We start from the raw sequence: 13,011 nt of genomic DNA, 5'->3' as shown, positions 1-13,011 counted from the left end.
AGCGCTGAGCTAAACGCGCCTGGTAGGGCTAAGCGTATCGAGAGCGCGGGCAGTTAGTTGTGATGCTGCACTGCGTCAATGCGGAATGAGGCCGCTACAGCTTGGCCTTAGGGTTGCCGTAGAACGGCCGGGGCCTTCTGCCGAAGGACCTTCAGGGAAGTCTCGATCGTCGATGGTGCTGATCGCGCGCATCAACCACGTGCTTTCGTGGCGAATGCGGTCCATATTGGTTGGCCCGGACAACGCCGTGACTGGAAAGCGCGGACCGGATCGCACGAAAGATACGGCCGCCCTATGATATCGACGAACGAGACCCTCGAGGACCTTGGCTGGGATACGCATTTCAGCGATCAGATTTCGCTAGACGAAGCGGCGTATGTCCATCCCGTCCGGGTCATGGCCGTTCACCGCGGCAAGATCGCCATCGCAGGCGAAGGATCGCAGCGCTTCGTCGTGCCGTATATTCAGGGCGCGCAGCCGACGGACGATCATCCGACGGTCGGCGACTGGCTGCTCATCGACAACGCAACGCTGCTACCCCTCCGTGTCCTCACGAGGCTGAACCTGTTCAAACGCCGCGCGCCGGGTGATCCGCGTCGAGAGCAGATGATCGCTGCCAACGTCGATACCGTCTTCATCGTCGCATCGTGCAACCAGGATTTCAGCGTCGCACGCCTCGAACGATATCTGGTGCTGGCGCGCGAGGTCGGCGTGCATCCGGTCGTCGTTCTTACCAAGATCGACCTGACCGATACGCCTGAAACGTTCGCTGCGGCAGCACGCGCGATCGAACCGGGGTTGCTCGTCGAAATGGTCGACGGCCGCGAGCCGAGCAGTGTCGAGCGTCTCGCCGCGTGGTGCGGGCGCGGCAAGACCGTCGCCTTCCTTGGATCGTCGGGTGTCGGTAAATCGACCCTGGTCAACACTTTGCGCGGATCGGACAGCATCGCGACGCAGGCGATCCGCGCGAACGACGGCACCGGTCGCCACACGACGACGGTACGCGAGATGCATCGTCTCGAACATGGCGGTTGGCTGCTTGATCTGCCTGGCATGCGCGAACTGCAATTGTCCGAGGCGGCTTCCGGCATCGCAGAGGTGTTCGACGATTTCGCGCTGACGGCGCAGGAATGCCAATTCTCAAACTGTTCCCACGGCGTAGAACCAGGCTGTGCCATACGCGCCGCGATCGCGTCGGGCGCCTTGACGTCGGTGCGTTTCGACCGCTGGCGTAGCCTCGCCGCCGAAGAGACTGACAACGCGTCCCGACTTGCAAAGCGGCGCTCCCGGTAACGTATCACTGGCGAGCGGAATAGCTGTGTTTCCCGATGCGGCCGCGACGAAGCGCAGGCCGCACCCTATCTTCGAAAACAGATCGGGTCCGTCTGCACCGGTTAGCGACAGCCGCCCGTTTCAGGAGTGTGCCATGAAGAAGATCGGGTTCCTTTCGTTCGGCCATTGGTCGGCGTCGCCGCAGTCCGCGACGCGGTCCGCCTCCGACGTGTTGTTGCAATCGATCGATCTCGCTGTGGCGGCGGAAGAGCTTGGCGCCGATGGCGCGTATTTCCGCGTTCACCATTTCGCGCAGCAACTGGCATCGCCGTTTCCCCTTCTTGCTGCGATAGGCGCAAAGACCAGCCGGATCGAAATCGGCACCGGCGTGATCGACATGCGCTACGAAAATCCGTTCTACATGGCGGAGGACGCGGGCGCAGCCGATCTGATCGGTGGTGGGCGTCTGCAACTCGGTATCAGTCGCGGCTCGCCCGAACAGGTCGTCGAGGGCTGGCGCCATTTCGGCTACGCCCCGGCGGAGGGCGAGACCGATGCCGATATGGGACGCCGGCATGCCGAGGTGCTGCTCGGTCTGCTCGATGGGAAGGGGTTTGCGCAGCCTAGCCCGAACCCGATGTTTCCCAATCCGCCAGGTCTCCTGCGACTGGAGCCGCATGCGCCAGGCCTGCGTCGACGCATATGGTGGGGGTCCTCCTCGAACGCGACCGCGGTGTGGGCAGCCCATCAGGGCATGAACTTGCAGAGTTCAACTCTGAAGGCGGACGAAAGCGGCGAGCCGCTGCACGTCCAGCAGGCCAAGCAGATCCGTCTCTACCGTGCGGCGTGGAAAGAAGCAGGGCATGACTGGGCGCCACGCGTGTCGGTTTCACGCTCGATCTTTGCGCTGATGAACGACCGCGACCGTGCGTTGTTCGGACGGGGCGAAAGTCGCGACCAGATCGGGGTGATCGACGATATGCGCGCGGTGTTCGGCCGCTCCTACGCCAACGAACCCGAGCAACTGATCGAAGCGTTGCGCGCCGACGAGGGGATCGCCGAGGCAGATACGCTGTTGCTTACGGTGCCGAACCAATTGGGCGTCGAGTATAACGTGCATGTGATCGACGCTATACTTACCCACATCGCACCTGCGCTCGGATGGCGGTAGGGGCGTGATCGCTGGCCGAACGTACGTACGATGCGTCGGTCCGACCAGCGATCGGAAAACAAATGCGTTTCGCCTTTTGATCGGGAGGCGAAACGCCGCGGTCGCCGACTTTCCTGGATCGGCGAGGATCGCTCGTCAGGCGGTAGAGGTCGCAGAATAGTCCATCGCCTCGAGATCGGCGATCAGGCCGGGCCCGGTCGGCTGCCAGCCGAGCTGAGCCCGCGTCCAGGCACTCGACGCACGCATGTCGAGACCCGCGAACATCGCGAACCATCCGAAGTGGTCGACAGCCTCGGCGGGAGATAGCGATACGAGCGGCAGGCCAAGACCGGTGGCGACGACCTCGGCAATGCGGCGCGCGGTAATCCCCTCTTCTGCGACCGCGTGGTAGCGGGCGCCTGTCTCGCCGCCATCGAGTACGAGAGCGTACAGCTTTGCCACGTCGAGCACGTGTGCTGCCGGCCATCTGTTGGCACCTTCACCGATGTACGCGACGGCGCCCTTCTCTCGCGATATGTCGATGAACGGCGTGATCAGCCCTTGTTTCACGGTATCGTGAACCTGCGGAAGCCGCATGACGCGGACGTCGACGCCCGCATCCAGCAGCACATGACCGGCCTGTTCCGACGCGATCCTTGGATTGGGATGCTCCGGATTGAACACGGACTCCAAGGCGGGTTGTCCCGGCCCTGCATCGCCGATGCCGGTTCCAGAAGTGATGACCAGCGGCCGATCGGACCCCGCGAGAACGTCGCCCAACGCACCGATCACGCGTCGGTCCTTTTCGCAGTTCGCGACGAAATTGCTGAATTCATGGTCGAATGCCGTGTGGATCACCGCGTCGGCCTGCTCTGCGCCCGCGCGCAGGCTGTTGAGATCTTCCAGCGTGCCGCGATGCGCTTCGGCGCCGGCCGCTTCAAGAGACCTTGCGCCACCATCGGACCGTGTCAGTCCCAGGACTTGATGCCCGGCAGCCAATAATTCGGGTAAGACGCGCGAGCCGATGAAACCGGTCGCCCCTGTCAGGAATACGCGCATTGAAACTCTCCAGCGTTGTTCGAAGGAGGATTTCGCTCTAAACATGATACTGTTAAAGTAGTGACAGTATCATGGTATAGTTTCTAATAGGATCGCGAAGAGCTTCTCGATGGAAAACGCACTGGGCATGTATCTGCGAGATCGGCGATCGCGGATGGATCCTGCCGCCTTTGGATTTGGCGGCGGCCGTCGGCGCACGCCTGGATTGCGCCGCGAGGAAGTTGCCCAGCGCGCGAACATTTCCCCGACCTGGTATACGTGGCTCGAGCAGGGCCGGGGTGGGGCGCCGTCGGCAGATGTCCTGAACCGTATCGCTGCCGGTCTGATGCTGACTGCGCCCGAACGCGATCATCTATTCGTTCTGGGCCTAGGTCGTCCGCCCGAAGCGGATTACAGGAATTCGAACGACGTGACGCCGCGGTTGCAGCGTGTCCTCGATGCGCTGCCGATCAGTCCCGCAATCATCAAGACCGCGACGTGGGACGTGGTAGCCTGGAATGCGGCGGCGGCTGCGTTGTTGACGGACTACGGAACGTTGCCTCGCGAACAGCGCAACATCTTGCGGCTGATGTTCACGAATTCTCGTATCAAGGCGGCGCAGGAGGATTGGCTCAGCGTCGCGCGCTACGTCGTGGGTGCTTTTCGCGCCGATGCCGCCCGTGCGGGGGCGGGGGCGGACATCGCGCAGCTGGTCGACGAGCTATCAAGGCTCAGCCCCGAGTTCGCGATGCTGTGGGGCGACAACGACGTGGCGGGACATGCGGATGGATTGAAGCGGATCCATCATCCCGACCACGGATTGATCGAACTGGAATTCTCTGCCTTTGCAGTCGACGGTCGCCCCGACTTGGGAATGATCGTCTACAATCCCGCGTCTCCGCAAACGGCCGAGCGCATCCAGTCGTTGATGGCGCGTGGCTGACGACTCCCAAGTCCGCGCTCAGATCACCGCGCAGACGGTCTTCCATTCGAGGTAACTGTCCATCGCCTGCTTGCCGCTGTCGCGGCCCCAGCCGGAGGCCTTCATGCCGCCGATCGGCAGTGATGCGTCGTACATCGCGTGGCAGTTGATCCACACCGTTCCCGCGCGCAGCTGTCCGCTGAGGCGGTGCGCGCTCGAGAGCGACTGTGTCCAGATGCTCGAGGCGAGGCCGTATTGGCTGTCGTTCGCCGCCGCGACCACTTCATCGACATCGTCATAGGGTTGCGCGACGAGGACAGGGCCGAACACTTCCTCGCGGACGATCGTCATGTCGGGGCGGACGTCGACGACGACGGACGGCGCCACGAACGTGCCGGCCTCGCCTGAGCGGTCGCCGCCGGTCAGGACGGTTGCGCCATCGTTCTTCGCGCCCGAGACGAAGCCCGCGACGCGTTCGGCCTGCCGTGCCGAGACGAGCGGGCCCATCTGCGTTGCGGGATCGAGACCGTGACCCATCGACAGCCCCTTGGCATAGGCGACGACACCTTCGATGACCTGGTCGTGGATCGAGCGGTGGACGTACAGGCGCGAGCCGGCGATGCAGACCTGCCCGGCATTGAAAAATATCGCGTTGGCGACGCCGGGAATGGCGAGGTCGAGATCGGCGTCGGGCAGCACGATCGCGGGCGACTTGCCGCCGAGTTCGAGGCTGACGCGCTTGAAATTGGTCTTGGCGGCTTCGAGGATCGCGCGGCCGGTCTGGGTCGAGCCGGTGAAGGCGATCTTGTCGACACCTGGATGCGCGGCGAGCGCGGCACCCGTCTCGCTGCCGAGGCCGGTGACGATGTTGAGCACGCCCGCGGGCAGCCCCGCCTGTGTCATCAACTCGCCGAGCCGGAGTGCGCTGAGCGAGGTGTCCTCGGCGGGCTTCAGGACGATCGTGCAGCCGGCCGCCAGCGCCGGCGCGAGCTTCATCGCGGTCAGCACCAGCGGCGAGTTCCACGGCACGATCGCGGCGACCACCCCGACCGGCTCGCGTACCGTCCATGCGGACATCTGCTTGCCTGCGGGCTGATAGTCGATCGAGGTCTCGACCGTGTTGCCCTCGATCGCCATCGCCTGGCCCGCGAAGAAGCGGAACTGGTTAATCGCACCGGGGATCTCGGCCCAGCGCGCGACGAACAATGGCTTGCCCTGATCGAGCGTTTCCAGTTCCGCAAGTTCGTCGACATGCGCTTCAATAAGGTCTGCGATCGCCCATAGCACGCGTGCGCGGTTGACCGGCGTAGTGGTGCGCCAGCCGTCGAACGCGATACGCGCGGCAGTCACCGCTTGATCCACGTCGGCAGCCGAAGCGGAGGCGATGCGGCCGATCTCTTCGCCGGTCGCCGGGTCCAGCGTCGCGAGCGTGCGGCCCCCTTCGGCCGACTGCCATGCGCCGTCGATCAGCAACCCGATCCCACCTGCACGACGATCGAGAAAGGCGCGTGTATCTGCGCGAAGTTCTGGGCGGACGATCGACATGACGGCTTCTCCTGCAAGCGTGCACCGTGGCGAACACCACTGTGCATGACCAACGGCCAAGGCCGAAAAGTCGCACAGCGGATAGTCGCGGTGACGCGGGCCAATCGCATCATCGGGCGGTTCTAGGAAGGCCTCAGCAAAAGCGGCGGCCCGGGCGGTCGTCGCGTCATCATTATCGCGGGGACATCATGGCTTATCGTTTGGGCGTCGATGTCGGTGGGACCTTCACCGACCTGCTGTTGCTGGATCAGGAAAGCGGCGGGTTCTGGCGGCACAAGACACCGTCGACGCCGCATGACAGCTCGGTTGGCATCCTGACCGGGGTCGAGGCGATCTGCGGCCAAGCCGGGATCAAGCCTGCCGAAATCGAGTTCTTTCTCCACGGCACGACCGTCGCGACCAACGCCGTCCTCGAAGGCAAGGGTGCGCGCGTCGGCCTCGTCACAAGCGAAGGCTATCGCCAGATCATGCAGATCGCGCGGAGCTTCGTGCCGGGTGGCCTTGCCGGCTGGATCGTCTGGCCGAAGCCCGAACCGCTTGCCGCGCTGGAGGATACCGTCGAGATCGCCGGGCGGATGGACGCGCAGGGCAACGAAGTCCGTCCGATCGACGACGCCGATATCCGCGCCGCGCTGGAGGCACTGAAGGCGCAGGGAATAGAGGCACTGACGGTGTCGCTTATCAACGCGTATCTCAACGGGGCGCACGAACTGCGTGTCGCCGAACTGGCGGCGGAGATCCTGCCGGACGTGCCGCTGTCGCTCAGCCATGTCGTGCTGCCCGAGATGCAGGAATATGAGCGCACGCTGACGACCGTCGCCAATGCCGCGGTCCGCCCGATCATGCGCAATTATGTCCGCAACCTGCGCACCAAGCTGCGCGATAGCGGCATGGCGGGGAGCCTGTCGCTGCTGCGCTCCGATGGCGGACTGATGAGTTCCGAAAAGGCCGAGGAGCATCCGGTCTCGCTGCTGATGTCCGGGCCTGCGGGCGGCGTGACCGGCGCGCTGTGGGTCGGCAAGAACGCCGGCATCCGCAATATCCTGACGCTCGACGTCGGCGGCACGTCCACCGATGTCGCGCTGATCGAGAACCTCGAAGCACGCCGCGTGCGGACCACGGAGGTCGGGCATCTCGCGGTCCGCGCCTCTGCGCTCGACGTGAAGACGGTCGGCGCGGGCGGAGGCTCGATCGCTTACGTCCCCGAACTCACCAATGCATTGCGGGTCGGACCGCGGTCGGCGGGCGCGGTGCCGGGGCCGGTCGCGTACGGCAAAGGCGGCGTGGAGCCGACCGTGACCGACGCCAACGTCGTGCTCGGCTATCTGCCGGAATCGCTGCTCGGCGGCGCGTTCAAGCTCGACCGGGAGGGCGCCAAGATCGCGGTGCAGGGGATCGCCGACAAGCTCGGCATCGGCCTAATGCAGGCGGCGCGCGGGATCATCGACATCGTCAACGAGAACATGTTCGGCGCGCTCCGCATGATTTCGGTCCAGCAGGGCTACGACCCGCGGCATTTTGCGCTGATGGGGTTCGGCGGGGCAGGGCCGCTGCACGTCAACGCGGTCGCGCGACTGATGGGCAGTTGGCCTGCGGTGTCGCCGGTCAGCCCCGGCGTGCTCTGTGCGCTCGGCGACGCGACGACGCAGATGCGGACCGAGACCGCGCGCAGCTTCTCGCGACGTTTCAGCGAAACGGATGAGGCCGAGGTCCAGTCGATCCTGAACGAAATGGCGGCTCAGACCCGCGCCGAACTCGCTGCCGAGGGCATCGCAGACAGCGACATCACGTCCTTGTTCGAGATCGACGTGCGCTATGAAGGCCAGGCGTTCGAGGTGCCGCTGTCGATCGATGCAGAAACATTGACGCGCGACGGGCTTGCCGGCGTTACCGGACGGTTCGACGAGGAGCATCACCGGCTGTTCACGTTCAACATGGAAACGGCGCACGAACTCGTGAACCTGCGCGCGGTCGCACTCGGGCCGTTGCTCGATCTGAAGGCGCCGGTGCTGGAGGAGGGCGACGGAGATCCGATCGCCGCGAAACTGCGCGATCACGAACTGTGGACCGACGGCGCAATGCGTCCCGCGGTTATCTACGACCGGTCGAAACTCCGCTCGGGCGACGTCATCCCCGGCCCGGCGATCATCGTCGAGATGGACTCCACGACGCTGATCGAGGGCGGCTGCACCGGCATCGTCGACCCGGTCGGCAACATCCTGATCAATCTGGCCTGAGAGGACCATCATGCCCGCACGCATCATCCAGGCCAACGACACACCGTTCGAGACGGTACCGATCGACCCCGTCACGCTTGAGGTCATCGAGAACGCGCTCCGCAACGCGCGCATCGAGATGGACGCGACGCTTGTCCGCACCGCGATGTCGCCCGGCATCCGCGAACAGGGCGACGCCTTCCCGCTGATCGCCGACAGCAAGGGCCGCATGATCGTCGGCCAGTTCGGCTCGTATATCGGCCCGTTCCTCGAAGGTTATGACGGCACCGTCGAGGACGGCGACCTGATCTTTCTCAACGATCCCTATTCGGTGCAGGGCGCGATCAGCCATCTGAACGACTGGCTCGTGCTGATGCCGGTGTTCAAGGACGGCCGGGTCGTCGCCTATACCTCGATGTTCGGCCACATGAGCGACATCGGCGGCAAGGTGCCCGGATCGATGCCGATCGACGCGACCAGCATCTTCCAGGAGGGCGTCCGCATCCCGCCCGTGAAGCTCTGGAAGCAGGGCGTCTTCAACGAGGACCTACTCAACCTGGTGATGCACCAGACGCGTACGCCCGACTGGTGCCGTGCCGATCTGAACGCGCTGATCGCCTCGTGCCGGGTCGCCTCGCGCCGGATCATCGAGATGTGCGAGCGGTTCGGCGACGACGTCTACGCGTCCGCCACCGACCTGCTGCTGGAGCGCAACTATCGCGCGATGAAGCAGCTCGTCGAGACGGCGATCGGCGAGGAGAAGGTCAGCTTCGAGGATTATATCTGCGACGACGGGCTCGGTTACGGCCCGTACAAGATCAAGTGCACGATGTGGCGCGAGAACGGCCGCGTCATCCTCGATTTCGACGGCACCGATCCGCAGAGCCAGGCCTCGATCAATTTCCTGCTCAACGAAAACATGATGAAGATGTTTTTCGGCATCTACATGATCATGGTCTTCGATCCGCAGATCCTGTTCAACGACGGCTATTACGACCTGATCGACGTCCGCATTCCGGAGGGCTCGCTGCTCAAGCCGCGCTTCCCCGCTGCGCTGTCGGGCCGGACGCACGCACTCGGCCGGTTGTTCGATATCCTCGGCGGGCTGCTCGGCCAGAAGACGCCGGAGTTCCTCAATGCTGCGGGCTTCTCGTCGTCGCCGCATCTGTTCTATTCGGGGCTGGATGCCAGCGGAAAATGGTTCCAGCTGTTCCAGATCGGGTTCGGCGGCATTCCCGCAAGGCCGATGGGCGACGGACCCGATGGCCACTCGCTCTGGCCCGGCTTCACCAACGTGCCGAACGAGTTCCTCGAGCGCTATTTCCCGCTCCGGATCGAGACGTACGAGACGGTCGCGGATAGCGGCGGGGCAGGGCTGCACCGTGGCGGCAACGGCATCAACATGGTGTACCGCTTCCTCCAGCCGGGCGTCATCGCGATCCACGACGATCGCTGGTTCGTGCCGCCCTGGGGCGTCAATGGCGGAGAGCCGGGGACGCGGGCGCGCAAGGTCTTGGTCAAGAACGACGGGACCGAGATCGTGCTCGGTAACAAGCTGGAAGATTATCCGGTCGAGGCAGGCGAGCAGCTGAAGTTCGTCACCTGGGGGGGCGGTGGCTGGGGCGATCCGCTCGAGCGCGATCCGGCGTTGCTGGCGAAGGAACTGCGACAGGGACTGGTCACGGCTGAGGGCGCGAAACGCTACGGCGTGGTGCTGGTCGACGGCGCGGTCGATGGTGCGGCAACCGAAGCGTTGCGCACGACGATGCGTGCAGGCCGTCCGGCGGAGCTGCCGACCTTCGACTACGGCCCCGATATCGAGACGCTGCGCGCCAATTGCCTCGCCGAAACCGGGCTCCCCGCGCCGAAGCAACCGCGCTGGCACGCCACCGCCTCCGTTCTCGCTGCCGCTGCCGAATAAGGAATCATCATGGCCAATCCTATCCTCCGCACCAAGCTCGCGGACGGCGCGTTCTTCGTTGTCCCCGGCGTCCACGACATGATCTCGGCGGTCATCGCCGACAAGGTCGGGTTCGATATCCTCTATGGCACCGGCTATTGGCTGACCGCGTCCGCCTACGGCCTGCCAGACGCCGGGATCGCGAGCTACACGCAGATGGTCGACCGCATGGCGACCGTCGCGCGGACCAGCAAGGCGGCACTGATCGCCGATGCCGACACGGGCTATGGTGGCCTGCTCAACGTCCATCACACCGTGAAGGGCTATGAAGAGGCGGGCGTCACCGCGGTCCAGCTGGAGGACCAGGAGTTCCCGAAGAAATGTGGCCACACGCCTAACAAGCGTCTGATTTCGCTCGAGGACATGGTCGAGAAGATCAAGGTTGCGTGCGACGCGCGGACCGACAAGGAGAACCTCCTCATCGTCGCGCGTACCGATGCGCGGCAGAGCGAAGGGCTCGATGGATCGCTGCGCCGGCTCGAGGCGTATGCGAAGGCCGGTGCCGACATCCTGTTCCCCGAAGCGCTGCAGAGCGAAGAGGAGATGCGGACCGCCTGCGCTGCATTCGACAAGCCGGTGATGGCGAACATGGCAAACGGTGGCCTTTCGCCGGTGCCAAATGCGTCGGTGCTCGCCGAACTCGGTTATGCGTTCGCGATCTATCCGTCGCTGACCAGCCTGGTCGCGGCGACGGCGATGGAAAAGGCGCTGATCGACCTGAAGCAGAACGGTGTCGGCGAGCCCGATGGCATCTTCAACTTCAAAGAATTCTGCTCGCTGATCGGCTTCGAAGACGTCTGGGCGTTCGAGAAGAAATGGGCCAAGGCGGACGCATGACTCTTCAGATCACGGCGGCCGTGCTCGGCCGGAGCGGCGACAACCCGCGCCCTTATGCCGACACGCCGCCGCTGATGCTGAAAACGCTGATGCTCGACGATCCGAAGCCCGGCGAACTGCTGGTGCGGATCGACGCCGCCGGGATCTGCCATTCCGACCTGTCGGTGGTGAACGGCGACCGGCCTCGGCCGATGCCGATGGCGCTCGGCCACGAAGCCGCTGCGACGGTCGTCGCGCTCGGCGACGCCGCGGACCCGCACTTCGCGATCGGCGACCAGGTCGTGCTGGTGTTCCTGCCGTCGTGCGGCGAATGCGTCGCGTGCGCATCGGGCGAAGGCTATCTCTGCCCCAACGCCGCCGCGGCAAACGGCGCGGGCGAACTGATGCGCGGTGGCCACCGGCTTTCGGATTGCGGCGAGGCGGTGCACCATCATCTCGGCGTATCGGCGTTCGCGACGCACGCGGTCATCGATCGCCGCTCCGCCGTGAAGGTCGATCGCGACATCCCGGCGGAAACCGCGGCGCTGTTCGGATGCGCGGTGCTGACCGGCGTTGGTGCGGTGATGAATACGGCGCAGGTGCGGCCGGGTGAAAGCGTGCTGATCTATGGCCTGGGCGGGGTTGGCCTCGCCGCGCTGCTCGGTGCACTTGCGGCAGGCGCGCAACCTGTCACCGCGGTCGATCCTTCGCCCGAGAAACGCACGCTCGCTCTCGAACTGGGCGCTACCCAGGCCGTCTCGCCGGACGAGGCGGCGTCGCTGCCGAAAACCGACGTGGTGATCGAGACCGTCGGCAAGGCAGCCGTGCTGGCGCAGGCCTATGCCGCGGCGCGGCGCGGCGGGCGCGTCATCACGGTCGGCTTGCCCAATCCGTCGGAGATGCTGTCGATCCCCGCCGTGTCGCTGGTCGCAGACGGCAAGACGCTGATGGGCAGCTATATGGGCTCGTCGATCCCGTCGCGAGACATCCCGCGCTACGTCGCGCTGTGGCGGGCAGGGCGTCTTCCGGTCGAGCGCCTGCTCACCTCGATAAGCCCGTTGTCCGAGATCAATGGCCTGCTCGATCGGCTCGCGAGCGGCGAAGCGATCCGTCAGGTGGTCAAACCCTAAAGTTGATCGTCTATCCGCCAGGCGGATAAACATTGTCACGTAGCGGTCAGCAGCGCATTCCCTGTCATGTTGGTGTCACAACACGGCTTCGGAGAATCGCGAGCATGGAAAAGGGTGTGCCCATTCGATCGATCAGCCGGTCGATCGCCGCGCTGAAGGCGATCAACCGCCACGGATCGCTGTCGATGATGGAAATCTCGAAAGCATCGGAAGTCCCGTATCCGACCGCCTGCCGGATCGTGCAGACGCTGTTGTATGAAGGACTGATCGAGCAAGAGCCGGCGCGTAAGCGCTATCGGCCGACGGCCATGGTGCAGACGCTGGCGCATGGCTTCCAGCAGGACGATCGACTGGTCAAGGCGGCGCGGCCGCATATCGTCGAGCTGACCCGGCGGTTCGGTTGGCCCGTCTCGATCGCGACGCGCGTCGGCCGCAACATGATGCTGCGCGATTCGACACACGCGAACACGTCGCTGACGTTCGAGCAATATTATCCCGGCTTCACGCTACCTATCCTCGACAGCGCCTCGGGCAAGCTCTCGATGGCGTTCGCGCCGGAGGATGAGCGGTTGATGATCCTGAAATGGATGCGTGTCTCGCAGGAGATCGACCTGCAATATCTCGCTACCGCGCAAGCGAGCCTCGATGTCGAACGCATCCGGCGACAGGGCTATGCGGTACAGGGGCGCAATCACTTCAACCTCACGCCGGGCAAGACCTCGTCGATCGCCGTGCCGATCTTCAGGAACGGCGTGTTCGAGGCGGCGATGACGATGGTGTTCTTCGTGACCGCGATGAAGCTCGAGGTCGCGCTGGAGAGCTATCTGGAGGAGCTGAAGGCGGCGGCGATCTTGATCAGCCATGATCTGAGCGAACCCGCCACCGCGTAAACCCGCATCCGCCACCACCACCCCGGCGAAGGCCGGGGCCCAACTGGAAAGGTGGCAATAATGACGGGCCGC

10 protein-coding genes are annotated in these 13,011 nt (G+C 64.6%); 8 read left to right on the top strand and 2 right to left on the bottom strand.

Translation table 11 applies throughout. The annotated features are described in order from the left end of the window. Positions 1 to 294 precede the first annotated feature (294 nt). Positions 295 to 1,293 (top strand): ribosome small subunit-dependent GTPase A, encoded by a 999-nt coding sequence (gene rsgA / locus SJY41_RS05740; RefSeq protein ID WP_380779843.1) that lies wholly within the window; start codon positions 295 to 297, stop codon positions 1,291 to 1,293. Positions 1,294 to 1,426: 133 nt separating this feature from the next. Then, on the top strand, positions 1,427 to 2,443 hold the full coding sequence (locus tag SJY41_RS05735) for an LLM class flavin-dependent oxidoreductase (protein WP_380779842.1): 1,017 nt from the start codon (positions 1,427 to 1,429) through the stop codon (positions 2,441 to 2,443). A gap of 135 nt (positions 2,444 to 2,578) precedes the next feature. On the opposite strand, the gene SJY41_RS05730 is transcribed toward SJY41_RS05735, so the two are convergent. Further along, positions 2,579 to 3,481 carry an SDR family oxidoreductase gene (locus SJY41_RS05730; protein WP_380779840.1) on the bottom strand — a complete coding sequence of 301 codons (903 nt, stop codon included), beginning with the start codon at positions 3,479 to 3,481 and terminating at the stop codon, positions 2,579 to 2,581. A 109-nt stretch (positions 3,482 to 3,590) separates the two neighbouring features. On the opposite strand from SJY41_RS05730, the gene SJY41_RS05725 reads away from it, so the two are divergent. Further along, positions 3,591 to 4,403, top strand: a complete 813-nt coding sequence (locus SJY41_RS05725) for a helix-turn-helix transcriptional regulator (RefSeq protein ID WP_380779838.1) — start codon at positions 3,591 to 3,593, stop codon at positions 4,401 to 4,403. An 18-nt stretch (positions 4,404 to 4,421) separates the two neighbouring features. On the opposite strand, the gene SJY41_RS05720 is transcribed toward SJY41_RS05725, so the two are convergent. Then, positions 4,422 to 5,927, bottom strand: a complete 1,506-nt coding sequence (locus SJY41_RS05720) for an aldehyde dehydrogenase family protein (protein WP_380779836.1) — start codon at positions 5,925 to 5,927, stop codon at positions 4,422 to 4,424. Between the two features lie 188 nt (positions 5,928 to 6,115). Between SJY41_RS05720 and SJY41_RS05715 the strand changes: the two genes are divergently transcribed. The 5 genes from SJY41_RS05715 to SJY41_RS05695 all read left to right on the top strand — a co-directional run bounded on the left by SJY41_RS05715 (position 6,116) and on the right by SJY41_RS05695 (position 12,939). Beyond that, the gene (locus SJY41_RS05715) at positions 6,116 to 8,164 is read left to right on the top strand and encodes a hydantoinase/oxoprolinase family protein (protein ID WP_380779834.1); all 2,049 of its coding nucleotides are present in this window, start codon (positions 6,116 to 6,118) and stop codon (positions 8,162 to 8,164) included. Positions 8,165 to 8,174: 10 nt separating this feature from the next. Beyond that, entirely contained in the window at positions 8,175 to 10,064 is a 1,890-nt protein-coding gene (locus tag SJY41_RS05710; protein ID WP_380779832.1) for a hydantoinase B/oxoprolinase family protein, read from the top strand. A 9-nt stretch (positions 10,065 to 10,073) separates the two neighbouring features. After that, positions 10,074 to 10,940, top strand: coding sequence for an oxaloacetate decarboxylase (locus SJY41_RS05705; protein ID WP_380779830.1), 867 nt, complete (start codon positions 10,074 to 10,076; stop codon positions 10,938 to 10,940). Next, a complete protein-coding gene (locus SJY41_RS05700; RefSeq protein WP_380779828.1) occupies positions 10,937 to 12,049 on the top strand; it encodes a zinc-binding dehydrogenase in 1,113 nt (370 codons plus the stop codon). The genes SJY41_RS05705 and SJY41_RS05700 overlap by 4 nt, the downstream gene beginning before the upstream one ends. Positions 12,050 to 12,165: 116 nt before the next feature. Next, complete coding sequence (locus SJY41_RS05695) at positions 12,166 to 12,939, top strand: IclR family transcriptional regulator (RefSeq protein ID WP_380779826.1); 774 nt, start codon at positions 12,166 to 12,168, stop codon at positions 12,937 to 12,939. Positions 12,940 to 13,011: the final 72 nt, after the last annotated feature.

It is taken from the genome of Sphingomonas sp. R86520 (assembly GCF_042466285.1).
Taxonomy (GTDB): domain Bacteria; phylum Pseudomonadota; class Alphaproteobacteria; order Sphingomonadales; family Sphingomonadaceae; genus Sphingomonas.
The sequence above is the reverse complement of the archived record's forward strand: the minus strand, read 5'-3'. Positions and strand labels throughout refer to the sequence as shown.